The organism is Aggregatibacter kilianii (assembly GCF_003129965.1).
GTDB classification, from domain to species: domain Bacteria; phylum Pseudomonadota; class Gammaproteobacteria; order Enterobacterales; family Pasteurellaceae; genus Aggregatibacter; species Aggregatibacter kilianii_A.
Genome location: NZ_NRCJ01000001.1, coordinates 288,781 through 315,598, shown reverse-complemented (window position 1 = coordinate 315,598; position 26,818 = coordinate 288,781). Strand labels below are relative to the sequence as shown.

26 protein-coding genes and 1 tRNA gene are annotated in these 26,818 nt (G+C 46.9%); 10 read left to right on the top strand and 17 right to left on the bottom strand.

Annotation, left to right across the window (positions count from 1 at the left end; translation table 11 throughout):
* Nucleotides 1-36: 36 nt before the first annotated feature.
* The 3 genes from DK430_RS01400 to DK430_RS01390 form a co-directional block, all read right to left on the bottom strand.
* The gene (locus tag DK430_RS01400) at nucleotides 37-426 is read right to left on the bottom strand and encodes a hypothetical protein (protein ID WP_109077329.1); all 390 of its coding nucleotides are present in this window, start codon (nucleotides 424-426) and stop codon (nucleotides 37-39) included.
* Between the two features lie 349 nt (nucleotides 427-775).
* The gene (locus DK430_RS01395) at nucleotides 776-988 is read right to left on the bottom strand and encodes a YgaP family membrane protein (RefSeq protein WP_109077328.1); all 213 of its coding nucleotides are present in this window, start codon (nucleotides 986-988) and stop codon (nucleotides 776-778) included.
* A gap of 62 nt (nucleotides 989-1,050) precedes the next feature.
* Nucleotides 1,051-1,332: a hypothetical protein gene (locus DK430_RS01390; RefSeq protein WP_109077327.1), complete on the bottom strand. Its 282-nt coding sequence runs from the start codon at nucleotides 1,330-1,332 to the stop codon at nucleotides 1,051-1,053.
* 171 nt (nucleotides 1,333-1,503) lie between these two features.
* On the opposite strand from DK430_RS01390, the gene DK430_RS01385 reads away from it, so the two are divergent.
* The 3 genes from DK430_RS01385 to DK430_RS01375 all read left to right on the top strand — a co-directional run bounded on the left by DK430_RS01385 (nucleotide 1,504) and on the right by DK430_RS01375 (nucleotide 5,438).
* Nucleotides 1,504-2,406, top strand: a complete 903-nt coding sequence (locus DK430_RS01385; RefSeq protein WP_109077326.1) for a LysR substrate-binding domain-containing protein — start codon at nucleotides 1,504-1,506, stop codon at nucleotides 2,404-2,406.
* A 139-nt stretch (nucleotides 2,407-2,545) separates the two neighbouring features.
* Nucleotides 2,546-4,693: a bifunctional 23S rRNA (guanine(2069)-N(7))-methyltransferase RlmK/23S rRNA (guanine(2445)-N(2))-methyltransferase RlmL gene (gene rlmKL, locus DK430_RS01380; RefSeq protein ID WP_109077325.1), complete on the top strand. Its 2,148-nt coding sequence runs from the start codon at nucleotides 2,546-2,548 to the stop codon at nucleotides 4,691-4,693.
* 31 nt (nucleotides 4,694-4,724) lie between these two features.
* Nucleotides 4,725-5,438, top strand: a complete 714-nt coding sequence (locus DK430_RS01375) for a hypothetical protein (RefSeq protein WP_109077324.1) — start codon at nucleotides 4,725-4,727, stop codon at nucleotides 5,436-5,438.
* Nucleotides 5,439-5,489: 51 nt separating this feature from the next.
* On the opposite strand, the gene putP is transcribed toward DK430_RS01375, so the two are convergent.
* The 6 genes from putP to frdA all read right to left on the bottom strand — a co-directional run bounded on the left by putP (nucleotide 5,490) and on the right by frdA (nucleotide 13,997).
* Nucleotides 5,490-6,980 carry a sodium/proline symporter PutP gene (gene putP, locus DK430_RS01370; protein WP_109077323.1) on the bottom strand — a complete coding sequence of 497 codons (1,491 nt, stop codon included), beginning with the start codon at nucleotides 6,978-6,980 and terminating at the stop codon, nucleotides 5,490-5,492.
* 12 nt (nucleotides 6,981-6,992) lie between these two features.
* Nucleotides 6,993-10,445, bottom strand: coding sequence for a bifunctional proline dehydrogenase/L-glutamate gamma-semialdehyde dehydrogenase PutA (putA, locus tag DK430_RS01365; protein WP_109077322.1), 3,453 nt, complete (start codon nucleotides 10,443-10,445; stop codon nucleotides 6,993-6,995).
* Between the two features lie 210 nt (nucleotides 10,446-10,655).
* Complete coding sequence (gene frdD, locus DK430_RS01360; protein ID WP_109077321.1) at nucleotides 10,656-11,000, bottom strand: fumarate reductase subunit FrdD; 345 nt, start codon at nucleotides 10,998-11,000, stop codon at nucleotides 10,656-10,658.
* Nucleotides 11,001-11,009: 9 nt separating this feature from the next.
* Nucleotides 11,010-11,402, bottom strand: a complete 393-nt coding sequence (frdC, locus tag DK430_RS01355; RefSeq protein WP_109077320.1) for a fumarate reductase subunit FrdC — start codon at nucleotides 11,400-11,402, stop codon at nucleotides 11,010-11,012.
* 11 nt (nucleotides 11,403-11,413) lie between these two features.
* Nucleotides 11,414-12,184 (bottom strand): succinate dehydrogenase/fumarate reductase iron-sulfur subunit, encoded by a 771-nt coding sequence (locus tag DK430_RS01350; RefSeq protein ID WP_109077319.1) that lies wholly within the window; start codon nucleotides 12,182-12,184, stop codon nucleotides 11,414-11,416.
* Between the two features lie 4 nt (nucleotides 12,185-12,188).
* Nucleotides 12,189-13,997 (bottom strand): fumarate reductase (quinol) flavoprotein subunit, encoded by a 1,809-nt coding sequence (gene frdA / locus DK430_RS01345; protein ID WP_109077318.1) that lies wholly within the window; start codon nucleotides 13,995-13,997, stop codon nucleotides 12,189-12,191.
* Between the two features lie 302 nt (nucleotides 13,998-14,299).
* Here frdA and epmA point away from each other — a divergent pair, with 302 nt between their 5' ends.
* On the top strand, nucleotides 14,300-15,271 hold the full coding sequence (gene epmA, locus DK430_RS01335; protein ID WP_109077317.1) for an elongation factor P--(R)-beta-lysine ligase: 972 nt from the start codon (nucleotides 14,300-14,302) through the stop codon (nucleotides 15,269-15,271).
* 46 nt (nucleotides 15,272-15,317) lie between these two features.
* Here epmA and fecE read toward each other — a convergent pair whose 3' ends face one another.
* From fecE to DK430_RS01310, 5 genes are all read right to left on the bottom strand, one after another.
* Nucleotides 15,318-16,085 (bottom strand): Fe(3+) dicitrate ABC transporter ATP-binding protein FecE, encoded by a 768-nt coding sequence (gene fecE / locus DK430_RS01330; protein WP_109077316.1) that lies wholly within the window; start codon nucleotides 16,083-16,085, stop codon nucleotides 15,318-15,320.
* A complete protein-coding gene (gene fecD / locus DK430_RS01325; protein WP_109077315.1) occupies nucleotides 16,085-17,068 on the bottom strand; it encodes a Fe(3+) dicitrate ABC transporter permease subunit FecD in 984 nt (327 codons plus the stop codon). The genes fecE and fecD overlap by 1 nt, the downstream gene beginning before the upstream one ends.
* Complete coding sequence (gene fecC / locus DK430_RS01320; RefSeq protein ID WP_109077314.1) at nucleotides 17,068-18,057, bottom strand: iron-dicitrate ABC transporter permease FecC; 990 nt, start codon at nucleotides 18,055-18,057, stop codon at nucleotides 17,068-17,070. Before fecC ends, fecD begins: the two co-directional genes overlap by 1 nt.
* Nucleotides 18,057-18,950, bottom strand: coding sequence for a Fe(3+) dicitrate ABC transporter substrate-binding protein FecB (locus DK430_RS01315; RefSeq protein ID WP_109077313.1), 894 nt, complete (start codon nucleotides 18,948-18,950; stop codon nucleotides 18,057-18,059). Before DK430_RS01315 ends, fecC begins: the two co-directional genes overlap by 1 nt.
* Nucleotides 18,951-19,019: 69 nt before the next feature.
* On the bottom strand, nucleotides 19,020-20,090 hold the full coding sequence (locus DK430_RS01310; protein WP_109077312.1) for a metallophosphoesterase: 1,071 nt from the start codon (nucleotides 20,088-20,090) through the stop codon (nucleotides 19,020-19,022).
* A 325-nt stretch (nucleotides 20,091-20,415) separates the two neighbouring features.
* On the opposite strand from DK430_RS01310, the gene DK430_RS01305 reads away from it, so the two are divergent.
* The 6 genes from DK430_RS01305 (at nucleotide 20,416) to DK430_RS01280 (ending at nucleotide 24,365) form a co-directional block, all read left to right on the top strand.
* Complete coding sequence (locus DK430_RS01305; RefSeq protein WP_109077311.1) at nucleotides 20,416-20,745, top strand: YbaB/EbfC family nucleoid-associated protein; 330 nt, start codon at nucleotides 20,416-20,418, stop codon at nucleotides 20,743-20,745.
* Between the two features lie 75 nt (nucleotides 20,746-20,820).
* Nucleotides 20,821-21,423: a recombination mediator RecR gene (recR, locus tag DK430_RS01300; protein ID WP_109077310.1), complete on the top strand. Its 603-nt coding sequence runs from the start codon at nucleotides 20,821-20,823 to the stop codon at nucleotides 21,421-21,423.
* Nucleotides 21,424-21,454: 31 nt separating this feature from the next.
* Nucleotides 21,455-23,377: a DNA topoisomerase III gene (locus DK430_RS01295; protein ID WP_109077309.1), complete on the top strand. Its 1,923-nt coding sequence runs from the start codon at nucleotides 21,455-21,457 to the stop codon at nucleotides 23,375-23,377.
* 160 nt (nucleotides 23,378-23,537) lie between these two features.
* Nucleotides 23,538-23,888 (top strand): preprotein translocase subunit SecG, encoded by a 351-nt coding sequence (gene secG, locus DK430_RS01290; RefSeq protein ID WP_109077308.1) that lies wholly within the window; start codon nucleotides 23,538-23,540, stop codon nucleotides 23,886-23,888.
* 15 nt (nucleotides 23,889-23,903) lie between these two features.
* Nucleotides 23,904-23,989: transfer RNA gene (locus DK430_RS01285), tRNA-Leu, on the top strand.
* Nucleotides 23,990-24,197: 208 nt separating this feature from the next.
* Nucleotides 24,198-24,365 carry an excalibur calcium-binding domain-containing protein gene (locus DK430_RS01280; protein ID WP_109077307.1) on the top strand — a complete coding sequence of 56 codons (168 nt, stop codon included), beginning with the start codon at nucleotides 24,198-24,200 and terminating at the stop codon, nucleotides 24,363-24,365.
* Between the two features lie 43 nt (nucleotides 24,366-24,408).
* On the opposite strand, the gene nhaA is transcribed toward DK430_RS01280, so the two are convergent.
* The 3 genes from nhaA to trpR all read right to left on the bottom strand — a co-directional run bounded on the left by nhaA (nucleotide 24,409) and on the right by trpR (nucleotide 26,808).
* Nucleotides 24,409-25,572: a Na+/H+ antiporter NhaA gene (gene nhaA, locus DK430_RS01275; RefSeq protein WP_109077341.1), complete on the bottom strand. Its 1,164-nt coding sequence runs from the start codon at nucleotides 25,570-25,572 to the stop codon at nucleotides 24,409-24,411.
* A 176-nt stretch (nucleotides 25,573-25,748) separates the two neighbouring features.
* Nucleotides 25,749-26,522: a monofunctional biosynthetic peptidoglycan transglycosylase gene (gene mtgA / locus DK430_RS01270; RefSeq protein ID WP_109077306.1), complete on the bottom strand. Its 774-nt coding sequence runs from the start codon at nucleotides 26,520-26,522 to the stop codon at nucleotides 25,749-25,751.
* The gene (gene trpR, locus DK430_RS01265) at nucleotides 26,500-26,808 is read right to left on the bottom strand and encodes a trp operon repressor (RefSeq protein WP_109077305.1); all 309 of its coding nucleotides are present in this window, start codon (nucleotides 26,806-26,808) and stop codon (nucleotides 26,500-26,502) included. Before trpR ends, mtgA begins: the two co-directional genes overlap by 23 nt.
* Nucleotides 26,809-26,818: the final 10 nt, after the last annotated feature.

Genomic DNA, 26,818 nt, shown 5'->3' with positions numbered 1-26,818 from the left:
GAACCCACCGAGAGTAGCCCACGCAAAGCGGGGGAGCTAGTAGGAATCCCCGTCCTTTAGGGCGGGGAGGATGTCAAATTCGTAAGCCACACCGTTATATTTCCCGGTGTTTGTGATAGTGACAATTTCTACTTTTGCACTTGGATCGCTTGGTTGAGCCGGAGGTTGCGGTTGTACGATTTGGTTATTGACCTGATTTGTAGGAGTAGGTGTTACCTGATTGTTCGTTTGGTTCGGCGCTGTTGGTTGAGCGACCTGATTATTGGTTTGATTTGGTGTTGTAGGCTGGGTGACTTGATTACCGGTTTGGGCAGGCGGATTAGGCTGGGTAATTGCGTTATTATTTGAGTCGCTACCGTTTGATGAACAAGCAGATAGGCTAAAAGCAGTTACTACTGCCAAAATAGAAAGACTGAATTTTTTCATTAGGGCTTCCTTAATTATAACTTAATAAAAATAAAGGGAATTATAGTCATGATTTATGACGGGCGAAATAATATCAAAAACAATAACAAAGTAAATGGATAGGATATTGATAATGCAATATATTTATGATGGATTTGATGTTTATTGAATAAAAAAGAGTGATCAGTCTGAAAATGTTTTCGAACTCCACCGCACTTTAGGGTAAAAATCCGTCTGTTCGCTTAATATCTAATCAGACTTAATGCTTATAAGTTATTCTTTAATATCGCCTCAATTCGTCTCGCGCATATCGTAGTCTTCTATTTGAGTTAATACTTGATGTATTTGTAGATAACGCTAATGATATTGTCTATTTTTTATTCCAAGGGCAAAGAGGCAAGATTTTCAATAGGCTACAAAATCCCGATACGCCGGAAAATACCATACCAATGCCGATAATGCCGCTTAATATAAACCACTTGGGAGAAATAAAATAACCAAGTAGCACTCCGCAAAGTACAAGGCTGCCGACGACGATCAGCACTTGGCGAAAGAGATGAAAAGGAACGGAGGTTTTTAGCATAAATTCTTCTGAAGGAGGTGAGCGGTCGGCAAGAAAAACGCCTTCAAAACCGACCGCACTTTTTAGGCTACATCATAAATGCGGATATCCGGTGCTTGAGCAAACAACGGACCAAGTTCACGCACGACGTCGTTTTGGAATAAATCCGTTTCCAAATAGGCTTTGGCGTGCTCAGTCGAATCAAAGCCGTGCAACACTTGCACGTCTTCCTCTCGCACTAAAAGCTCTTTGGATGTGGCGCCGGCAATGGTTTGCAAAAACGGCGCTTTGTATTTTTGATATACCGCTGCGGCAGCAGGGCGGTTTTCCGGGTTGATAAATAAGGTAATTTGTAAGTAAGCCATGGTTTTCTCCTGTCGTTGATGAAAAGTGCGGTTGGTTTGATGGGAGTATTGTAGGGAGTGTGTGATATACTCACAACGGATGAAAACTTTAGATGATGTAAAGAAATTATTTATAATCAGCGTCGAATAAAATCTGTGGGTAACTTGTTACCCTAGGTAAGGAAGAACAAAATGAAAATCGCCTTCCTCAACGCCCTGCAAGCCTTTGAAGTGGCGTATCGTCGCCAAAGTTTTTCGGCGGCGGCAGAAGAATTAAGTGTCACGCCGGCTGCCGTGGGGCAGTTGGTAAAAAGTCTTGAGGAATACTTGGGGCAGCCGTTATTTGTGCGGCAGACAGGCGGCAAAGCGCGTCTGATTCCGACCGAAATCGCCGAACTTGCCATCGGCGATATTCAAGCCGGTTTTGATCGTTTAGGGTTTGGGTTGGAAAAACTCAAATCCAAATCGGACAACAATGTGCTGAACGTGACCGTTAGCCCCGCCTTTGCCGGCAAATGGCTACTGCCAAGATTGGAGCAATTTCAGAGCGTGTATCCGGAGCTGGAAATTATGCTCAACACTAACGCAAGAGCAGTGGATTTTTTGACAGAAAATGTAGATATTGGCATTCGTTACGGAAAAGGGGAATGGGAAAATGTTGCCGCAGAAAAATGGCTGGAAGAGCGGTTGTTTCCTGTTTGTTCGCCACAATTTTTAGCCTCACATAAGATTGAAAAGCCCACAGATTTACTCCACCAACCTTTAATCCACGATCTTTCTATGCCGACTGAAAGTGGCTTCTTAGGTTGGAACGATTGGTTTAAAGAAAATCTTTCCCTTGCTATGTCTGTGCCGGTGAAAGGATTGCGTATTAATAACTCTGCTGCCGTGTTGCAAGCCGCCATTGACGGGCAAGGCGTAGCGTTGGCACGTAGCGTGATGGCGGCGGATGATTTGGCTGCTGGCAGATTGATTCGCCTGTTCCCCGATTTAGATTGTATTGCCGGGCTGGCGTATTATTTGGTGTACCGCCCCGAGCATTGCCAGCGGAAGAAAATCTGCTTGTTTCGGGATTGGTTAATGGCGCAAATCTGATTTCCTACTTTGTCGTCTAAAAAGTGCGGTCAGTTTTCGCGATGAATTTAAAATATCTGCAAAATCCACCGCACTTCAACGTATTTGCCCGCCAAAACTGCTATAATCCCGCCAATTTTTTCTACATATTTGAGACCTTATGAAACAACTTTTTGCCACCACAGCCCGTGGATTTGAAGAACTTTTGAAATCCGAACTAACCGAATTAGGCGCGCACGATGCCAAAGTGGCGCAGGGCGGCGTGCATTATTGGGCGGACGATGAAACCCTGTATCGCACTTTGCTTTGGAGCCGTTTGAGTTCGCGCATTTTATTGCCTATTGTGCAAGCCAAGGTGTTCAGCGACTTGGATTTGTATTCCGCCGTGGTGGGCGTGAATTGGTTGGACTATTTTGATGAAAAAGTCCACTTTTTCGTGGATTTTAACGGCACAAATCAAGAAATTCGCCACACTCAATTCGGCGCCATGCGCGTGAAGGACGGCATCGTGGATTATTTTGAACGCCATGGACGCGCCCGCCCGAGCGTGGACAAAGCACAGCCGGATATTCGTATTCATGCCTATCTTAACCGTGATGAAGTGGTGCTTTCATTGGATTTAAGCGGCGATGCGTTGCACATGCGCGGTTATCGGGAAGACACCGGCAAAGCGCCGTTGCGTGAAACGTTGGCGGCGGCGATTGTGTTGCGTTCCGGTTGGCAGAAAGGTACGCCGTTGGTGGATCCCATGTGCGGTTCCGGCACGTTGCTGATTGAAGCAGCACAAATGGAAGCGCAAATCGCGCCGCAGTTATACCGCTTGCATTGGGGCTTTGATTTTTGGCTGGGGCATAATCCTGCCGCGTGGGAAAAGGTTAAAGAAGACGCTTTAGCGCTGGCGGAAGCGGAAAAACAACGTGAAAATCCACCGCACTTTTACGGCTTCGATTTAGATCATCGGGTGTTGCAAAAAGCCAAACAAAACGCTAAAAATGCCGGCGTAGCGCATTTGATGCAATGGCAACAGGGCGATGTGGCGGCGATAAAAAATCCAAGTCCGAATGTGGTGGGAACGGTCATTTGTAACCCGCCGTACGGCGAACGTTTGGGCACAACGCCGGCGCTGATTGCCTTGTATTCGGTGTTCGGGCAACGTTTGAAACAACAATTCGCCGGCTGGAACGCGTCTATTTTCAGCGGTGAACCAAGCTTATTAGATTGCCTTCGTTTACGTTCCCATCGTCAGTTCAAAGCGAAAAACGGTCCGTTGGATTGCGTGCAGAAAAACTATCAAATTGCCGAACGGGCAGAGCAAAGTGCGGTGGAAAACGCCGCTGAATTTGACCGCACTTCTTCCTCTGAAGTGGCGGTGGATTTTGCCAACCGCCTGCAAAAAAATAGCAAGAAAATCGAAAAATGGGCAAAACAGCAAGGGCTGGACGCGTATCGCTTATATGACGCGGATTTGCCGGAATACAATTTGGCGGTGGATCGTTATGCCGATCACATTGTGGTGCAGGAATATGCCGCGCCGAAAAATATCGATGAAAACAAAGCCCGCCAGCGCTTGTTGGATGCGGTGAGTGCCACCTTGAACGTCACGGGCGTGGAAACCAATAAATTGATTTTGAAAGTGCGCCAAAAGCAAAAAGGCACGAATCAATATGAAAAACTGGCGAACAAAGGCGAGTATTTTTATGTGAGTGAATACGGCGCGAAGTTGTGGGTGAACCTGACGGATTATCTGGACACAGGCTTGTTCTTAGATCATCGCCTGACCCGCAAAATGCTGGGTGAAATGGCGCAGGGTAAGGATTTTCTGAATTTGTTCGCGTACACGGGATCGGCAACGGTCCATGCGGCACTGGGCGGTGCGAAATCCACCACCACCGTGGATATGTCAAACACCTATCTTAACTGGGCGGAGCAAAATTTATTGCTTAACGACATTGAAGGCAAGCAACATAAACTCATTCAGGCAGATTGCCTGCAATGGCTGGAAAAATGCGATCGCCAGTTCGATTTGATTTTTGTGGATCCGCCGACATTTTCCAATTCCAAACGCATGGAAGACAGCTGGGACGTGCAACGGGATCATATTAAGTTGATGACGAATTTAAAACGTATCTTGCGTCCGAACGGCACGATTGTGTTTTCGAATAATAAACGCGGCTTCAGAATGGATTTTGACGGTTTAGACGCCTTGGGGCTAAGTGCGGTGGAAACTTCCGCTAAAACCTTGCCGTTAGATTTTGAGCGTAATAAGCAGATTCATAATTGTTGGGTGGTGCAGGTTAAGCATGATTAATACCGGTGTGTCATCAATAAAAGGATAATAAATGCAAAGAAAATGGAAAGTTTGGTGGTTTGGTGTCTCTATATTTAGTGCTTTTTTAGGCGTGTATTATTCGGCATGCAATGGTTCGGAGACACCGCTTATTTTAGAAAAAAATCATTCGGAAAGTTGGTTGGTTTGGAGACCGTTTACAACGGATACTAAATCAATAGTGCTTGATTTTGACTCATCTCTATCACATAACGTGACGCAAAAGGATATGGGCGATTGGGATAGTATGAGAGATAAAAAAGAAGAAAACGGTCCGGCGCGCGCACTACGGGAAATACTGGAAGAGCCGGTTTTGTTTGATGAACCGGGCGAGCCGATTGAGTTAGAGATCTCTTTAAATGGAAAACGTTGCTTAATGGAGGCGTTACCATCCGTCAATGAATACTCTAGCCGTATATTGTTTGGTAGTGATGGTTTAGATATTCCTCAGCAATTTGGCGGGAAAGAGGCGATTGAATGCAGTTTTATTGAGACGCCGGGATTTAATAAATGGCGTGCTAAGGTAAGCAAAGTCAGCCCTAAATTACAAGGCAAAAAGGTTGTTATAACAACGGACAGCCCCATCTCTTTTAAATCTGCCGAACAAAATTATTATTGGATGAGTTATCCAATGCTTTTTTCTGTATTTTGTCTCACGTTTATGCTGATTTTTGGTGCTGTTATATTCATAATGGACTCTGCGAAAGCAAGGAAAAAATCCTCATAAAATAAGGGCGGAAATTCCGCCCTAAAACATTCATAAAAACCACCGCACTTTTTAGCGTCTTGATTCAAACTCGGCTAATGCCTCGTCAAATTGTTGCACCACTTGTGGGTGAACCGGCGCAAAGACGGAAGAGGTGATGGTGATGAAGGAGCAAACTAAGAAGCCCGGAATGATTTCATATAATTGCGCCAAGTCTTCCCAGCCTAAATATTTCATTAACGGGCTCCAAGCCACCACGGTGACGGCGCCGGACAGCATACCCCAAAGTGCCGCTTTGGAGCTGATGTTGCGGTTGAACAAGGAGAGGATTACCACCGGCCCGAATGCCGCTCCGAAACCTGCCCAAGCGTAAGACACCAAGCCCATGACTTTGGAATTCGGGTCTTGTGCGATAACAATCGCTACCACGGAAATGAATAACACCATTAAGCGACCGACCCAGACTAGTTCGTTACTTGATGCGCCTTTACGGAAGAAGCCTTTGTAGAAGTCTTCGGTGATAGCGGCGGAACACATTAATAATTGGGCGGAGAGGGTACTCATGACCGCAGCGAGAATCGCGGATAACACGATACCGACAACCCAAGGATTGAACATGACTTTGGTTAATTCGATGAACACCGCTTCGGCATTGGCTAACTCAATGTTTTGCGCGGTAAAGTAGGCCAAACCGAAATAGCCGACGGCAACGGCGCCGCCAAGGCAGAGGAACATCCAAGTAATCCCGATTCGACGGGCTTTTTCAAGAGACGCCACGGAGTCTGCCGCCATGAAACGGGCGAGAATGTGCGGTTGTCCGAAATAGCCTAAGCCCCAAGCCAATGCGGAAACCACGCCGATACCGGAAACATTGTGTAGCCAATTGCTATAAGGGATGCCGCTCATGGCAGATTTGGCTTCCAATGACAGGGTGATTTCATCCCAGCTGATATTCAGCAAGACCATTACCGGCGCTAAAATCAAGGCGAAAATCATTAATGACGCTTGAATGGTGTCGCTCCATGACACCGCCAAGTAACCCCCGATAAAGGTGTAAGTGATGGTTGCCAACGCGCCCAGCCAAAGTGCGGTGGAATATTCCAAGCCGAGTAAGCTTTGGAATAATTTTGCCCCCGCCACGACGCCTGAGGCGCAGTAAATGGTGAAGAAGAACAAAATAATGGCGGAGGAAATAATTTTTAATGCTTTTTTCTGACGCGGGAAACGTTGTGCAAAGAATTCCGGTAAGGTTAAGGCGTTGCTGTATTTTTCGGTGAAAATCCGTAAACGTCCTGCCACTACGCGGTAGTTCATGTAGGCACCGATGGTCAAGCCTACGGCAATCCAGGCTTCGGAAAGCCCAGAAAGGAAGATGGCGCCGGGTAACCCCATTAACAACCAGCCGGACATATCCGATGCGCCGGCGGACATGGCAGTCACAAAGCTCCCCATTTTTCGTCCGCCCAAAATATAATCATCGAAGTTTTGGGTGGAACGGTAGGCATATAAACCGATGCCTAAAATGATCGCCAGGTAGAGGCCAAAGGTGATGTAAATTTGCATAAAATACTCCTTTTATTGTTCTTGTGAGGACATTAATGAGGTATTTCCACCCGCCGCAGTCGTGTTATAACTACGTGAAAATTCATCATACAATGGCAGTAAATCCTGCGTGTGTTGCCAGTCATAGCATTTGAAAATGGCTTTGCTGTTTTCCGCCAACCATTGACGTTTTGCTTTATCAAGTGCGGTCAAATAAATGCCTTTTTGACAGCGACCTAATTGGGTATCTACGCGGATGCCCGGTTTGGTTTTGGCGGCTAGTGGATGTTGCGGTTCCACTAAAATGCGAAAACCTTTGGCCAGCAATTTTTCCGCGGCTTTTTCAGAAGTCTCCAAGTCACCGTTTAAAATGGCGATTTCGCACGGTAGATAAGCTAATGAGTTGCGCTCACCGGTAATACTTTCTAACACCGGTTGCGCGGTTCCTAAGGTATTTTCATCACCGAATTGGCTGTAATACCGAGGGGTTCGGGTGAGGCGTTGAAGGTAGAATTCTCCGCCCGCTTTTGGGCCTGTGCCGGATAATCCGTGTCCGCCGAACGGTTGAACACCGACTACAGCGCCCACGATGTTGCGGTTGATATAGAAGTTACCGCAGTTCAAATGTTGTTCTACGATATCCATATGTTTGCGAATGCGGCTGTGGCAACCGCCGGTTAAGGCATAGCCTTTTTCGTTGACGGCATTGAGCACATTCACCAAGTTGTCTTTTTGATAACGCACCACGTGTAGAATCGGACCAAAGACTTCACGTTGTAATTGATCCAAGTTATCCAACAAATAAACGGCAGGAGCGACAAAATGCCCTTGTGTCGGCGTGTCGATTTCTGCATAGGAGCGGGCAACTTTGCGCATGGTTGCCTTGTGGTTTTCCAGATTTTGTTTGGCTTCTTCGTCAATGACCGGGCCAATGTCGGTTTCCAGTAAGCGCGGATCGCCAAGGCTGAATTCTTTAATGGCTTCGGTGATCATGTTGTAATAATGATCCGATACCTCTTCTTGTAGCAACAAAATCCGTAACGCCGAACAACGTTGACCGGCAGAGTCGAAGGCAGAGCTAAGAACGTCGGCAACCACTTGTTCCGGAAGGGCGGAAGAGTCGGCGACCAGTACGTTTTGACCGCCGGTTTCGGCAATCAGCACCGGATCGTTATCTGCCAAAGTTAAACGTTGCTCAATGAGTTTGGCAACCTCGGTGGAACCGGTAAATACCACACCGTCAAAGGCTTGTTGCACCAGCGCCGCGCCTAAATCCCCCGCACCTAAAACCAGTTGTAGCGTTTCTTTCGGCACGCCGGCAAGATGCAATAGTTTCACTGCCGCATAAGCGATTAATGAGGTTTGTTCTGCCGGTTTGGCAATCACCGCATTGCCGGCGGCTAAAGAGGCAGCAATTTGACCGGTGAAAATCGCCAGCGGGAAGTTCCATGGGGAAATACAAAGTACTTTGCCGCGTGGCTCGGCAAGATGATTTTGGGCTGCCAGTTGTTCCAACTGCACGGCGTAATAACGTAAGAAATCTACGGCTTCACGCAATTCGGCAATAGCGTTCGGCAAGGTTTTGCCTGCTTCAACCACAGCTAATTTCATTAACAAGCCGAAGTGTTCTTCATACAAATCGGCTGCCTTGCGTAAAACATTGGCTTTTTCCACCGCACTTTTGGCTTTCCATTGTTCGTTGTCGGCTGCGACAAAGACTTTTTCTGCTTGGTTTACGGCTAAAAACGCCACTTCGGCGACGGTTTCACTAAGATTTGCCGGGTTAATTACTTGATGTGCCGGCGCATTTTCCACATTTTCAAATGCGGTTAAGGAGGCCGCATTTTCAATTTGTGCGGCATTCAGCGCTTGTTCTAATCTTGCTAATTCCAATTCATTGCTCAGATCGAAACCGGCAGAATTTTTACGATTTTTGAATAATTCCAATGGCTTGAGTACGAATTTATTCGGCTCGCCGAGAGATTTGGCATAAAGTTTCCACGGCGGGGTGACAAGTTGTTCCACCGGAATATTTTCATCCACCAGTTGGTGTACGAAAGAGGAGTTCGCGCCGTTTTCTAACAGGCGACGGACGAGATAAGCCAACAGGGTTTCATGGGTTCCCACCGGGGCATAAACCCGAACTTGGCGATCGAAATTGTCTTTGCCGACGATGTTGTCGTACAGGCTTTCCCCCATGCCGTGCAAACATTGGAATTCGAATTGTTTGCCTTGTCCCAATTCATAAATGGTGCACATGGTTTGCACGTTGTGAGTGGCAAATTGCGGGTAAACCATATCTTGCGCCGCCAAGAGTTTTTTCGCGCAGGCAATGTAAGAAATATCGGTGTGATTTTTGCGGGTGTAAAGCGGGAAGCCGTCCAAACCGTCGGTTTGTGCCCATTTGATTTCGCTGTCCCAATAGGCGCCTTTTACCAAACGAATCATTAAGTAACCTTGTTTTTCACGGGCTAAATTGATTAAATAATCGAGCACGAACGGGCAACGTTTGGAGTAAGCCTGTACCACGAAACCAATGCCTTTGTAGCCTTTTAATTCCGGCTCATCCAACAATTTTTCCACGAGATCGAGGGAAAGTTCTAAACGGTTGGCTTCTTCCGCATCAATATTGATACTGATGTTGTATTTTTTCGCCAATAAGAAAAGGGCTTTCAAGCGCGGATAGAGCTCATTGATTGTGCGATCATATTTGGAGCGGCTATATTTAGGATGAATCGCCGAAAGTTTTACGGAAACGCTGTTGCCGTTATAAATCGTCCGACCGGCAGCGTCTTTGCCGACTTCTTCGATGGCGTGTAAATAATCGTTGAAATAGCGTTGGGCATCCGCTTCGGTCATTGCCGCTTCACCCAGCATATCAAAAGAGAAAGTGAAGCCTTTTTCATAACGCGGTTTAATATTTTTTAACGCGTCTTGCATGGTGACGCCGGTGACGAATTGTTTCCCTAAAATACGCATAGATTTCACGATTGCCATGCGCATAATTGGCGCGGACAAACGGGAAAAACTGCGGCTTAGTGCATTAGATAAACTTTTTTCATCAAGGTTTTCACTGATTTTTTTACCAAAGAGCAAGCCATAACTTGCTGCATTGATAAAGAAAGAATTCGAATTGCCGATGTGGGATTTCCAGTTACCTTCTTGTAATTTTTCATAAATCAAATCATCGCGGGTTTGCGCATCCGGAATACGTAATAAGGCTTCAGCCAAACACATTAAGGCGACACCCTCCTCGCTACTCAAGGAAAATTCTTGCATTAAGGCATCTGCGCCATATTGTTTTTGTTTAAGTTGGCGTAATTTTTTGATTAATTTAATGGCATTTTCAGTAATTCGTTGTTCTTGTTCGGGAGAAAAATCCAATGTTTTAACCAAAGAATCCACCGCACTTTTTTCATCTAAGCGATAGTTTGCCGTAATGGCTTGGCGCAGGGGACTATATTGTTTGGATAATGTGAATTGCATAAAAAGACTCCTTTTGTTATTTAATTGTTAACAAAATATAACTGGAATGTTGATTGGTAAATGACTTTTTAAAGGATTTGTGATTGAAGTCACATAAAATATAAGGATTTATTGTACGTTATCTGTACGGATTGAATTTTTATGTACTGGGAAATGAGAAGGAAATAAAAAACGCCCTGCATTGAGGGCGTTTTTTTGTTATCGTTCGGACTAGATATTACACACGGCGAACAGCACGATGACGCTATAAAGTGTTGCCAAACCGTAGAAAATAAATCCGCCGGCAGGGATGTGCACTTTGATGTCGTGCATACCGTGATGGACGCGGTGTAAGCCTGCCCACATCGGGAAAATGGTGAGGGCAAGAATGACCAATTTACCGAACCAGTGATGGGCGAAGGCGATGATGTTATCAGGGCTGACTAAGCCGAAAGGCAAGAGCAAGCCGATGATGAGGATCAACACCGGGAAAGCAAGGCCGCTCACCATGCCGCCCGCACTGAACATTAACCATACAGGTGGTTCGTTTGAACGTTTTGGATTTTGATTAACCATGTCTTCCCCCTAGATAAATACTAAAACTAAAGCCAATACGGTGACGGCGGCGAATAATCCGCGTAACGCGTTTTTGATGAGTGTCGGCGGTAATCCGGTGCTACCCGACATCACTTCGCCGGTCATGTCAAATAAGGTCACGGCGTGCAGTAATAAAGCAGCAAGCGAGATGATGTTCAGAATCACTACAATCGGATTTTGCAGAAACGGAATGAAGCCGGCGACAAAGCCGTCCGCTTTACTCAAACAAATCACGCCGTAAAGCAACACTAAACTGAACCAAACGGTTGGCAGTGCGGTGGCTTCGCGTAGCATATAGAATTTGTAGAAATCCCAACTTTTCCACCAAGTCGGGGTGATTTCACGGACGTATTTTTTACGTTTAGTTACTGTTGTAGTCATAATCTCTCCCCTTATGCTTTCGGTTTAAGCATGGAAATCAGATAGTCTTTCGCACTTTCTAATTTACCTTGGTTAATGGCGGTAGCAGGTCCTACATGTTTCGGACAAACTTCGGAGCAGGCGCCGACGAAGGTACAGGACCACACGCCGTTTTCGCCGTTCATGATTTTCATCCGTTCCGCTTTGCCGTGGTCACGGTTATCTAAGTTATAACGGTGTGCCAAGGTTAAGGCGGCAGGGCCGACGAATTCCGGATTTAAACCGAATTGCGGGCACGCGGCATAGCATAGACCGCAGTTGATACACATGGAGAACTGACGGTATTTTTCCAACTGCGCCGGTGTTTGTTTGGTACGGCTTTTTGCCAATTCTTTAGACGGATGCGGTTTGCCGTCCAATTCCGGCATTTTGTTGCCGATAATGTAAGGCTTAATGGCTTCCAGACTTTCAATGAAGTGACTTAGGTCAACTACCAGGTCGCGCTCAATCGGGAAGTTGGCAAGCGGTTCAATACGCATATGACCGCTGTAGTCACGCAGGAAAGTTTTACACGCCAGTTTCGGAATGTTGTTGACCATCATCCCGCAAGAACCGCAAATCGCCATACGGCAAGACCAACGGTAGGACAGTTCCGGCTCAAGTTTGTCTTTAATATAGCCCAGCGCATCAAGCAACGAAGTTTGGCTGTCGAACGGCACTTGATAGGTTTTTAAGTGCGGTTCTTTATCGACTTCAGGATTGTAACGTAGAATTTCAACGTTCATGATTGATTGTTCGGCCATGTTATTACTCCTTACCTGCTTGAGCTTGTTCTTTCGCCTTCGCCGCCGCTTCCGCAGCTTCTGCTTCCGCGCCGTAAACACGTTTCGCCGGTTGAGATTTGGTGATTTTCACCGGGCTGTATTCGATACGTGGTGCGCCGTTTTCGTTATAGAACGCTAAAGTGTGTTTTAAGTAGTTCACATCATCACGTTCGGTGTAATCCAAGCGTTGATGCGCACCACGGGATTCTTTACGTTCAATGGCAGAATTGGCGATAGACTGTGCTACATCCAGGATATAACCTAATTCCACGGTGTATAACACGTTGGTATTGAACACGCTGGAACGGTCGGTAATACGAATATGTTTGTAACGTTCTTTGAGTTCGGCGATTTTATCCACCGCTTGTTGCATACTTTCTTGGGTACGATAAATACCGCAACCCTCTTCCATGGCTTGACCCATTTCATCACGAATATCGGACCAGGATTCGGTGCCTTCTTGATCGTATAAGGCGTTCAAGCGTTTAACGATGTCTTGTGCTTGTGCATCCACTGCGGTTTGGTTGGCAGGCGCGGCTTCAACGGCACGTTGCGCGGCGTATTCACCGGCAACACGACCTAATACCACTAATTCAGCCAAAGAGTTGGAACCTAAACGGTTTGCGCCGTGTAAGCCGGAAGAGGCACATTCGCCCACGGCAAATAAGCCTTTAATGCGGGTTTCGCTGTTGAAGTCAACTTCAATACCGCCCATGGTGTAGTGCACTACCGGACGCACAGGAATCGGTGCCTGTGCAGGATCTACGCCTTCGTAAGCTTTCGCTAATTCGCAAATGAACGGCAAACGTTCGTGTAAGTATTTTTCACCGAGATGACGTAAGTCCAAATGCACCACATCCACGCCTTTGGCGGTTTTCAATGTGTTGCCTTTGCGCCATTCTTGCCAGAAGGCTTGAGACACTTTATCGCGCGGCCCCAATTCCATGTATTTGTTTTCCGGTTTGCCGATCGGTGTTTCCGGTCCCAAACCGTAATCTTGTAAGTAACGGTAGCCGTCTTTATTGACCAAAATACCGCCTTCACCACGACAACCTTCAGTCATTAAGATACCGGTGTTCGGAAGACCGGTCGGGTGATATTGCACGAATTCCATATCACGCAACGGCACGCCGTGACGATATGCCATGGATAAGCCGTCACCGGTTACGATACCGCCATTGGTGTTGAAGCGGAATGCGCGGCAACCGCCGCCGGTGGCGATAACCACGGCATTAGCGTTAATTTGCACCAATGTGCCTTCCATCATGTTCATGGCTACCATACCGCGGGCATGGCCGTCATCCACTAAAATGTCTAATACAAAGTGCTCGTCAAAACGGATGATTTGCGGGAATTGAATAGAGGTTTGGAATAGGGTGTGAAGTAGGTGGAAACCGGTTTTATCGGCAGCGAACCAAGTACGTTCGATTTTCATCCCGCCGAAACGGCGCACGTTCACGTCGCCGTCGGTTTTACGGCTCCAAGGGCAACCCCAACGTTCAAGTTGGGTCATTTCCACCGGAGAATGTTCAACGAAATATTCCACCACGTCTTGTTCACATAACCAGTCGCCACCGGCAACGGTGTCATGGAAGTGTTTGTCATAGGAATCTTCTTCTTTAATAACCGCCGCAGCACCACCTTCAGCCGCAACAGTATGACTGCGCATTGGGTAAACTTTTGATACTAAAGCAATTTTAAGATTTGGATTAGCTTGAGCTGCAGCAATTGCCGCACGTAAACCACCGCCACCTGCGCCAACAATGGCGATATCGACGTTAACAGTTTGCACGATATTCCTCCAAGTAAAGGGATAATAATAAAAAGACCAAAGCGATTTTGGCACTGTTAGGGTAGTGTCATTTTGCCATTATTTTTTGTGATTAAAACCTTTTTTCTCAATTTTGTTACAATTTCGTGATCTAACTCAAAAAAGTTAGAAGGGAGAATGAGTTGTTTATTTTTTGTTCTTGATATTACGCAAAAATGAGTGAATGACGCCTAAAAGTGCGGTCAGTTTTCAAGGCGTTTTTGCATTCGTTTTAACTTGCTTTAGAATAGGTCCAAATTTTCCCCGAACAAAAGGTCATTTTTATGTTGGAACAGGAACAATGGCAGCCGACGGCGTCCATTAAAAATTTACTTACCCGCGCCAAACTTATCGCGGAAATTCGTCGATTTTTCACCGATCGCGGCTTGTTGGAAGTAGAAACGCCGATCTTGAGCGAATTTGGCGTGACGGATGTTCATCTTGCCACGTTCAGCACCGAATTCGTTTCCCCTTTCGGCGAACAGTCCAAAACGTTGTGGCTTTCCACCAGCCCGGAATATCACATGAAACGCCTGTTGGCGGCGGGTAGCGGACCGATATTTCAAATCGGCAAGGTGTTTCGTAACGAAGAAGCGGGCAATCGTCATAATCCCGAATTTACCATGTTGGAATGGTATCGCCCGCATTTTGATATGTACCGTTTAATCAATGAGGTGGATGATTTATTGCAACAAATTCTGGAATGTCCGCCGGCGGAAAGCATGAGCTATCAGTTTGCATTTCAGCAATACGTGGGCTTGGATCCGCTCTCGGCAGAGCATTCTGAATTGGTGGAAAAAGCGAAAAAATACCAATTAATGAATGCGGAAGAGGAAAATCGCGACACCTTATTGCAATTTCTTTTTAGCGCTGTAGTGGAGCCGCAAATCGGGCAGGAAAGCCCGGTGGTGGTGTACCACTTCCCCGCCAGTCAAGCGGCGTTAGCGCAAATCAGCTCGGAGGATTTGCGGGTGGCGGAACGTTTTGAGTTTTATTACAAAGGGTTGGAGCTTGCTAACGGTTTCCACGAGCTCGCCGATGCACGCGAACAATTAAGACGTTTTGAGCAGGATAATCATCTGCGGGAAAAAATGGGTTTGCCGCCACGGGCGATTGATACGCGCTTACTTGATGCGCTGCAAGCCGGCATTCCTAACTGTTCGGGCGTGGCGCTTGGTGTAGATCGTTTATTGATGATCGCCATGGGTGCAGAGCGCATTAAAGACGTGATTTCTTTTGCTATTGATAACGCCTAAAGTGCGGTCAAAAAATAAAATGTTTTCCAACCGCACTTTTATTGTGTTATTTCAAAATAAACATCGGCGTTTGGCTGACGGGATCGCGGTGAATGATGACATCCAAGTCAAATACGGTTTTCAGCAATTGTTCCGACATCACCTCGTCCGGTGTGCCTTTTGCCATCAGGTTGCCGTCTTTGAGCACCACTAAATAATCGCAATAACGGCAAGCCTGGTTCAAATCGTGCAGCACGGTGATCACGGTTTTGCCGTTTTGTTGCATTTGGCGCATCATGCCCATGAGTTCCGCCTGACGATTGAGATCGAGATAAGTGGTGGGCTCGTCTAATAGCACCAGTTCGGCGTCCTGCGCCAAAGTCATGGCGAGAAATACCCGTTGTTGTTGACCGCCGGACAAGTCGGAAACCAACTGTTCCGCCAATTCGGTAGTGTGCGTTTGTTCCATTGCCCAAGTCACCAGTTCTTCATCTTTGTCATTCAATTTGCCCCATAAATTTAAATAAGGCGAGCGACCGTAAGCGATCAGTTCGCGTACTTTAATGCCTTCCGGAACCAGATGCTGTTGCGGTAGAAAGGACAGCTCTTTGGCATATTCTTTCGGTGTTTTTTGCCAAATATCGCAACCTTTGTGGCTAATGTTGCCGGTACGCGGTTTGAGTAAACGGGCGACGGCTTTTAATGTGGTGGATTTGCCGCAGCCGTTCGGTCCGATTAAGGCGATAACCTGGTTATGCGGAAATTCCAAAGATAAATCATGTACGATCGTTTTATCTTGATAGCCTAATTGTAAGTTATTGATCACAATGCTCATTATTTCGTTCTCATCAATAAGTAGAAGAAGTAAGGGGCGCCGATAATGGCGGTGAGAATGCCTGCGGGTAATTCTGTGGGCGGATCAATGATTCGTGCCAGAATATCGGAAACTTGGAGTAATAAGGCGCCGATTAATAAGGCGGCAGGCAATAAAGTGCGGTGACGTCCGCCCACTAATTTGCGTGCTAAGTGCGGTGCGACTAAACCTAAGAAAGCGATAGGCCCGCAAATGGCGACGGCAGTGGTGGACAGCGCAACAGCCAACACTAAGACCAAAATCTGCGTTTTGTTAACAGGAACACCTAAAGTGGAAGCTTTGTTTTCGCCTAAGCCTAAGGTGTCCAGATCGCGGCAAAAAATGAACGGCAACGGCAGAAGGATTAATAACCAAGGCAACACGACGTTCACATACGTCCAACTTCTGCCCCACAAACTGCCGGTTAACCATAGCATCGCCGTGTTGATTTCCACGGGATTGGTTAACATCACATAGTGGCTGATCGCCGCCCATAAGGCGGAAATCGCCACACCGATAATCGCCATGCGAATCGGGCGAAAATTAAAGCCGCAGATAACCCATAAGAGAATGAAGGACAGCACGCCGCCAATAAAGGCAAACAGCGGGATCCAGTAAAAGGCAAGGTTCGGTAAAAAGATTAAAATGGCGACGGCAACCAATCCCGCCGCGTTGTTAATGCCCAAAATATCCGGTGATGCCAACGGATTACGCACCACACTTTGCACCAACACCCCGGAAATGGCTAACGCACCACCGATAAAAATCGCCAGTAAAGCACGCGGCAGTCGGTATTCAATCAGGGTGAAATAGTTTTTATCTTCAGGGTTGAAAGCGGTGATGATTTCAGAAAAAGACAGCGTATAAGTGCCGAGGCGGATACTCAGGACAAATAATATGATGACCGCAACGAAGGCAAGCAGGTAAAAGCCGATGGAACGGAATTTATGATCGGTATTTTTCATCAGCTTCTTCCTTTGGCAAATAACACGAAAACAGGCGCGCCGATAAGCGCCAATACGGCGCCGGCAGGCACTTCGCTCGGAAAATTGACCGCTCTTGCGACCGTATCCGCCATGAGCATAAGCATCGCGCCAAGTAACATGGACATCGGCAGGGATTTACGCAGATCGTAACCGATCCAATAGCGTGCCAAATGGGGAATCAGTAAGCCGATAAAGGCGACCGGACCGGCAACGCTTACCGCCGAACCGACGATAAGGAGCGCCATAATGTTGGCGTACCAGCGTAAACGAAACAAATTAATCCCTAATGAACGGGCGGATTCATCGCTTAAATTGAGCAAATTCAATTTGCTGGCGAAGAAAAGACAGAAAAACGCGCTAAGCACTAAGAAAGGCCAGATAATATGCCATTCGTTCCAACGGGCGTGTGCAATGCCGCCAGCAAGCCAGCTCATCACGCCGAAAGCATGATCGTCCGCCACAATCAGAAGTAATTTGGTCAGTGCCGCGCATAGCAAGGATACCGCAATCCCGGCGAGGATGACGCGACTGCGATCGCCGCTGTTATCATGCCAAGCGTTACTAATGAGCATCACGATAAACCAGCTGATGCCGCCACCGACACTGGCGACCAACGCGACACTATAACCGGATAACGCCGCCGGGCTTAATACGCTGGCGGTGACCATGGCTAAACTCGCGCCGGAGTTGACGCTTAATAAAGAGGGCGAAGCCAGCGGATTACGGGTGATGGTTTGCAACAATGCGCCTGCAACCGCCAAATTGGCGCCTAAAGCGATGGCGACTAAAGCACGCGGAAAGCGCAAATCCACCACGGTGAGTTTGGCAAGATCATCGGCATTCGGGAAAAATGCCCGAATCGCCTCCATTGGCGCGATTTCAATGGGGTAATATAAAAACAGGCTTCCCCATAACAGGAAAGCCAGTCCTAAAACGGGCAAAGCCCAACGAAAAGTGGTGTTCAACATTATTTTTGCTTCACAAATTGTTCAACTTGTTTCGCCATGATTTCACTGGCAGTGATGCCACGTCCACGCGCCCACATGTCGGAGTCAACGCTGAACACATGTTTGGTTTTTACCGCAGGAATGGCTTGCCATAGCGGTTCGGCTTCCCATTTGCGGGCAATACTTTCCTGACGATAATGTGCGATAAACATATAGTCCGGTTTTTCCATGACTAACTGTTCTAGGTTGATTTCCACAAAAGCTTGATTGGTGTTCGGGAGTTTAGGCGTTTCGAACCCCAGTACGCCCAAGAAGCTGGCAACATAGCCGTTGTCGTTTTGTAAATTGAATTTATCTTCGCGGGAGGTGCCGAATACGCCCTTTTGCCCTTTCACATTAATATTCTTGGCAATGTTGTCGATGTACTCGTTATGCTTATTGATTTGTAGCTTCATTTCTCCGCCTTTGCCCACAACATCACCGATTTTCTGTGCGGTTTCGAGGTTTTCCTGATAGCTTTCATGGCGTGAATCAAACATCATAGTCGGCGCAATTTTTTTCAATTCTTCATAAACGGCGGTATGACGGGAAGGATCGGCGATAATTAAATCGGGTTTTAACGCCGCGATGGCTTCAAGGCTCGGTTGGGCGCGGGTGCCCACGGATTGCCAAGGTTGGATTTTGTCGCGTATCTCTTTCAAAATGCGCTCTTTATTGTTGTCATCGGCAACCCCCACCGGGCTGACACCCACTTGCGCCAAGGCGTCCACAAAGGAATATTCCAACGCAACAACACGGGTCGGGGTTTGATCAATAGTAAATTCGCCTTTGGCGTCGGTCACCGTGACCGCGCCGGCGTGAGTGGAAGCAATAAAGAGAAGTGAAGCGAAGGTCGCTTTAAAAAAGTTTTTCATTTCCGAGTCCTAATGTTAAAAAAATCGTTCAGATTATACACAGAAACCCGGATTTGAGAATAGTTCTTTTTAACCTCCGACCACGTCAATAATCATTACTTCCGATTGCAAACCCAAGCGCATCGGCACACCCCAGAAGCCGTAACCGGAGGTCACGAAAAAGTGGCCACCATTAATTTGCTCATAGCCGTAGCTTAAACGATAAATAAATTTCACAATCAGATTTGCCGGGAAAATTTGTCCGTTATGGGCATGCCCCGACACCTGAATATCAATAGGCAATTTTGCGTGCTGCTCAATTTCCGATGGGCGATGATCCAACAGAATAATCGGCAGATTGGTATCCACGCTTTTTAGAAGCTGCGCCGTAGAAGGGCGATCCGTCACCAAATCATCGTTACGCCCGATTAACACAAAACGATTATCCACCACCAGACTTTCGTCCATCAACGGAATAATGCCCGCCTTACGAATTTCCCGCTCAATGCGCGCCTGATCGCCGAAAAAATCATGATTGCCAAGCGTAGCATATACGCCAAGTGGCGCTCTCAGTTTGGCTAAGTGCGGTTGCATTTTTTCCGCTAAATAGGCGTTGACGTTATCGTCCATAATGTCGCCCGGCAGCAGGATAATATCCACTTTCTCTCGTTGCATAATGGCGGCGAGTTTGTCCAACTGTTGTGCCCCGAAAAACTTGCCCAAATGGGTATCGCTTGCCATGCCGATGCGTAGCGGTTGCATTGGTTTGTCTAAATGTACCTGATAGTGACGCACCACAGGTGTATAGGCGTTATACAAGCCCAGTCCGATAAACCCGAGAAAGATGATCGGATAAAGCCATTTCAGCGTTTTTTCCCATTTCTTAAAAAATACATAAAGTACACCGACAATCACACTGCTGAAACCGGAAAAAAGCAGTAGCGTGAGGGTAAACGCACTCACGATAAAGGTTTCGGCAAACAAGCGTAACGGCGCGCTTAACACCACCGCATTCAGAATCACAAACACCCAAAAGGTGAGACGACGCCGTTTTTTCTCCTTCAGATTAAAAATCCAGCTTAACGTGCGGGCGAAGACCCAAAGCATCAGTTGCAACGCCACGAAAGCGATTTCAAAACTAAGGTAGTGTCTGGTTTCCATAATATTCTCTGTCTCGTCAGTAAAAAGTGCGGTGAAAAATTTACGTGTTTTTTACACCACAGGTATCCGGGCGCAAAATTCTACGCACCGTTTCAATGGAAAACGGTGTATTGCGTGTCGGTGTTGCCGACGGTTCCGAAAGGTAAATATTGACTTTGGATTACTGCGCGGAGGATGATGCAGAAACTCCAAAAAGGGCACAATGATAATACGGATAAAATTTCAGAACAACCTATCAATCAAATTTGATCGTTTCCAAGCGGCAAATTTTTCGCTAAAATGCGTGCACTTTTTTACTCAACTTTTTAATAACGGAAGAAAATTTATGTTCGGAAAAGGCGGTTTGGGCAATTTGATGAAACAAGCCCAACAAATGCAAGATCGTATGCAAAAAATGCAGGAAGAAATTGCCCAATTGGAAGTGACCGGCGAATCAGGCGCAGGCCTAGTGAAAATCACCATTAATGGCGCGCACAACTGCCGTCGCGTAGAAATCGACCCGTCTTTAATGGAAGACGACAAAGACATGTTGGAAGACTTGATCGCCGCCGCGTTTAACGATGCGGTGCGTCGTGCCGAAGAGTTACAAAAAGAAAAAATGGCGTCCGTCACCGCCGGTATGTCCTTGCCGCCGGGCTTCAAAATGCCATTCTAAAAAACACCCGTAAAACCCACCGCACTTTATTGACAAAGTGCGGTTTATTTTTTTGCTAAATCTATCGAGCTCCTTATGCAAACCAGTCCCTTGTTAGAAAATTTGATCGAAAGTTTACGCGTATTGCCGGGTGTCGGCCCGAAATCCGCGCAACGCATGGCGTATCATTTATTGCAACGCAACCGTAGTGGCGGTATGCGTTTGGCGCAAGGGCTGACGGAGGCGATGTCGAAAATCGGGCATTGCGAACATTGCCGCACCTTTACCGAAGAAGACGTGTGCAACATTTGCAGCAATCCGCGTCGCCAAAATTCAGGCTTGCTTTGCGTGGTGGAAATGCCGGCGGATATTCTCGCTATCGAGCAAACGGGACAATTTTCCGGCCGTTATTTCGTGCTGATGGGGCATTTGTCACCGCTGGACGGTATTGGCCCGCGTGAAATCGGCTTGGATTTACTGCAAAAACGCCTGCAAACGGAATCCTTCAAGGAAGTAATTCTTGCCACCAATCCAACGGTGGAAGGCGACGCCACCGCAAATTACATCGCAGAGCTTTGCCTGCAACAGCACGTCAAAGTCAGCCGCATTGCCCATGGCATTCCGGTGGGCGGCGAGTTGGAAATGGTGGACGGCACCACGCTGACCCATTCCTTCTTAGGTCGCCGCGAAATCGGCTGATTCCCCCACAACATTTCTCTCTTGCTCATCTATGCGACTGTTTATAGCGGAAAAACCGAGTCTCGGGCGCGCCATCGCCGATGTATTACCGAAACCGCACCAACGGGGTGACGGCTTCATCAAATGCGGCGATAACGACTGCGTGACCTGGTGCGTAGGGCATCTGCTGGAACAGGCGGAGCCCGATGCCTATGACGCGCGTTTCAAGCAATGGCGATTGGACGACCTGCCCATCGTGCCGCAAAAATGGCAACTCATTCCGAAAAAAGAAACCCATAAACAGCTGAAAACCGTCGAAAAACTAGTGCAACAGGCAGATATTCTGGTCAACGCCGGCGACCCCGATCGTGAAGGGCAGCTGCTAGTGGACGAAGTGTTCAGTTATCTCAATTTATCGCCGGAAAAACGCAATGCCATTCAGCGTTGTCTCATCAGCGATTTGAACCCAAGTGCGGTGGAAAAAGCCATCAAAAAATTGCAGCCCAATCGCGATTTCGTGCCGCTCGCGACTTCCGCTTTAGCCCGTGCCCGTGCCGATTGGTTATACGGCATTAACATGACCCGCGCTTATACCATTCGTGGCAGGCAGGCGGGTTATGACGGCGTGCTTTCCGTGGGGCGCGTGCAAACGCCGGTGCTCGGGTTAATCGTACGTCGTGATTTGGAAATCGAAAACTTCCAACCGAAAGATTTTTTTGAAGTGCTGGCTTGGGTACGCGATCCGAAAGACGAAAAAACACCGGAAAAAACGACCGCACTTTTTTCTGCCTTATGGCAGCCGAGCAAAGCCTGCGAAGATTATCAGGACGACGACGGCCGCGTGCTATCCCGCGCGCTAGCGGAAAATGTGGTGAAGCGCATTACCGACCAACCGGCGGAAGTCACCGATTATTCGGATAAACGGGAAAAAGAAACGGCGCCCTTGCCTTATTCCTTGTCCGCTCTGCAAATTGACGCCGCCAAGCGCTTCGGCATGTCCGCGCAGGAAGTGTTGGATACCTGCCAACGCCTGTATGAAACCCACAAACTGATCACGTACCCGCGTTCCGACTGTCGTTATTTGCCGAAAGAGCATTTCGCCGACCGAATGGCGGTGATGAATGCTATTTCCACCCATTTGACGCAATTTCAACCGCTGCCGGAGATTATCGATCCGGAACAAAAAAATCGCTGCTGGAACGATAAAAAAGTGGAGGCGCATCACGCCATTATTCCGACGGCAAAAAATCGCGCCGTGAGTTTGAACCCGGCGGAACAAAATATTTATTTCCTCATCGCCCGCCAATACCTCATGCAATTTTGTCCGGATGCGGAATATCGCAAATGCAAAATCACCTTGAACATTGCCGGTGGTACTTTTGTGGCGCAGGCACGCAATTTGCAAATTGCAGGCTGGAAGCAACTTTGGGGCAAAGAAGACAGTGATGATGAACAGCAGGACGCGCTGTTGCCAACGGTGAAAAAAGGGCAAATGTTGCATTGTGAAAAAGGCGAAATTATCAGCAAAAAAACACAGCCGCCGAAGCCTTTCACCGATGCTACGTTGCTTTCCGCCATGACGGGTATTGCCCGCTTCGTGCAGGATAAAGAGCTAAAAAAAATCCTGCGAGAAACGGATGGCTTAGGCACCGAAGCTACCCGCGCGGGAATCATCGAATTGCTGTTTAAACGCGGGTTTCTGTATAAAAAAGGGCGCAATATTCACAGTACCGAAGCAGGACGCATTTTGATTAACGCCTTGCCTGATGTGGCAACCCAACCGGACATGACCGCGCATTGGGAGTCGCAACTGGACGGTATTAGCCGCAAACAGGCGAGTTATCAGCAATTTATGCAAAATCTGACGGAGCTGCTGCCGGAATTGTTGCATTACATTAATTTTTCCGCTTTGCGCGAGCTCAGTCGGCATAATCCCGGCGTGAAAAAGAAAGCGCCGAGAGCGAAGAAAAGTTAACGGCGGCGAAAAGTGCGGTGCTTTTTTGACATGTTTTTTGCTGATCGAATTTGCACCAAACAACCTAAAAATACACAAAACGACTTGCGGAACGCCAAGATATCCGCTAATATCTGCGCCGTTATTTTTCATTAGAATTTGCTAAATCAGAGAAGATAAAATGTACTCAGCTTTGTTAATCATTTATTTGGTCGTTTCCATTGCCCTTATCGCATTTATTCTGTTACAACAGGGTAAAGGCGCAGATGCAGGCGCATCTTTCGGCGGTGGCGCGTCCGGTACGGTGTTCGGCTCTGCCGGTGCAGGTAACTTCCTGTCCAGAACCACCGCGATTTTAGCAACTGTCTTCTTTATTATCAGTATCGTTATCGGCAACATCAACTCACACAAAAACAACGTCAAACAAGGTGCGTTTGATGATTTATCCGGCACGGCGGAACAAATTCAGCAGCAACAGCAACAACAAGCGCCTGCAGCCTTGGATACGAAAAACAGCGATATTCCTCAATAAAATTTATCAAATTAAGCTCTGGTGGTGGAATTGGTAGACACGCTATCTTGAGGGGGTAGTGACCGTAGGTCGTGCGAGTTCAAGTCTCGCCCAGAGCACCAAAAATAAAACCTAGCGTAAACGCTAGGTTTTTTCTTTTATAATCTTTTTAAAATTTCGCTCTTCATTGATTTATCTATATCATATTTGTAGCTTTTGCTAATTTAAACGGGTTGTATTTTATTTTCATCCATAAAAAATCTTATCTGAGGAATTATTATACGGAAAATACTTTTTATTTTGACCGCACTTGGTTTGACGCAAGGCACTATGGCTAAGACAAGAGTAAATTATGAGAAATTGAGTTGCGGCGAACAGAAGTATTGCAAGGAAATGCGTTCTTGCTCAGAAGCAAAATATCATCTTAATGTTTGCGGAGAAGGGCGATTAGATCGTGATAAAGACGGCATTCCTTGTGAGAATGTTTGCCGTAAATAATTAAAAGCCTTGCTGATTTGCAAGGCTTTCTTTGTAGATAATATTAATTCGATGTTGTTTTTCTTAACAATCCATAACCGATAATCGCCGATACGCCTGAGCCGAGTAGAATGCCTAATCGTGATAGCGTGTCGAAGCTGTTATGTGCGGTTTCGCCGAAAGCCAATCCGGCAAGGAACATGGACATGGTGAAACCGATACCGCAGAGCACGGCGATGGCGAAAATCTGGGCGAAGTTGACACCTTGCGGTAACTTCGCGAGGCGTAATTTCACCGATACGTAACTGAACAGGAATACGCCTAACGGTTTGCCGACGATTAAGCCTAACGCAATACCGAGAGTGAGCGGGGAGTTGAGGCTGGATAAGCCTACGTTTTCCAAGGAAACGCCGGCATTGGAGAAGGCGAATAACGGCAGAATGAGGTAGGCGCACCAAGGTGCCAGAATGTGTTCAAACTGGTGCAATGGGCTTTCGCCGTTGCGATCCCGCATTGGAATGCAAAAGCCGATAATTACGCCGGCAAGGGTGGCGTGTACGCCGGATTTTAATACGGAAGCCCAGAGAACCAAACCGACGACCATGTAAGCACACAACGCCCCTACTTTGAAGCGGTTCATGGCAACAAGGATACTGATTGTGATGGTCGCCATAATTAATGCCGGCGTACTGAGCTCGTGGGAGTAGAAAATAGCGATCACGATAATGGCGCCAAGGTCGTCAATAATGGCTAATGCCAGTAGGAAGACTTTCAGTGGAAGCGGTACACGCTTACCTAACAAGGCAACGATGCCCACTGCAAAGGCGATGTCGGTTGCCATGGGAATCGACCAGCCGGAATGGATTTCCGGGGTGTCTTGCGCAATCAGGAAATAGATTAAGGCAGGCACCACCATGCCGCCAATCGCCGCAATGGCCGGGAATATGGCTTGTTGATAGCTTGAGAGAGAACCTTCCAACATTTCGCGTTTTACTTCCATGCCCACTAAAACAAAGAAGACCGCCATGAAGCCATCATTAACCCACATGAGTAAAGGCTTGGCAATGCTGAATGCGCCGAATTGAATACTGACCGGTGTGTCAAGAAAGTTGAAATAATGTTGGCTTAATAAGGTGTTGGCGAGGATTATCGCCATTAAGGCAAAAATTAATAATAATACGCCGCCTGCCGCTTCGGATTGGAAAAATGTTTGAATGCGCCGAATCAATGTGAATACTCCCCAAAATAGATAAATCATTAAAAAATAAAAGATAGACAAGAGGCAAAGAAGTTACCTTAGTTTGATATGTTTTTCAAGAAAATGGCGGATTTATTAACCGAATAAGACGTGATTGGCGATTTTTTAAGTCATTTATTTATTTTGTATTTTTAAATAAATACCGATTAATTGATATTTTCTAAGTAAGATTTCCCCAGTTGATTCATTTGGCGTTGAATCCAAAATTGTCTGCGTTTGGTATAAGTGCTTGGGGCGTTAACTTTGTAAATAATCGGATTGGGCAGAACGGCAGCTAAAAGTGCGGCTTCATTTTGCGATAAATTTTTTGCCGCCTTTTTGAAATAAAAACGGCTGGCGGCTTCTACGCCGTAAATACCATCACCAAACTCGGCAATGTTTAAATACACTTCTAAAATGCGTTTTTTTGACCATAAGGTTTCCAGCATCAAGGTCGTTGGCACTTCAATGGCTTTTCTTACCCAGCTTTGCCCATGCCATAAATAAAGATTTTTGGCGGTTTGTTGGGAAATGGTGGATGCACCACGGGTACGCTTGCTTTTTTGATTATGTACGAAAGCCTTTTGGATGGCACTGAAATCAAAGCCGTAATGTTCGGGAAAATTTTGATCTTCGGCAGCAATCACCGCAAGTTGCATATGCCAGGAAATCTCATCCAGACTCACCCAGTCGTAACGGGTTTGGTAGTCGAAATCGCCGGACAGCAGATGGGATACTTTCTGTTCCAACATATAAGTGGAATAGGGAATGGGGATAAAACGAAAGGCGAAAGTGATAACAACCGTGGCAAGCAGAAAACGATATAAAAAACGCACCGCACTTTTGCCCGAGATGTGCCTAAAAAAAGGAAATCTGCGCAATCTGAAGTTGCGCAGATTTAGCCCCTTGAAAGGAAACTTAACGGTTTTTTTCTTGCTCATCGAGTTGTGTTTTTATCCAATCAACGAAAGCGGGATCCATGGTTTTTAACATATTGGAACCCCGTGTGATGGTTGCCGCGCTGGTGTTCAGATTTTGCTGAATTTCCCGTTGCGGCAGATTTTTATTGAGTAATTGGGCGACGATTTGGAGGCGAAGACCGAGGGCATCGCGTTCATCAGGCGTTAATAATAAGGTTAATACATCCTGTGCTTTACCTTGTTCAAACGCCGTTTTCAGCATGTCGAGAAAGGCGTTCCATTGTTCTAAATTGCGACTAATGTACATATTAACAATC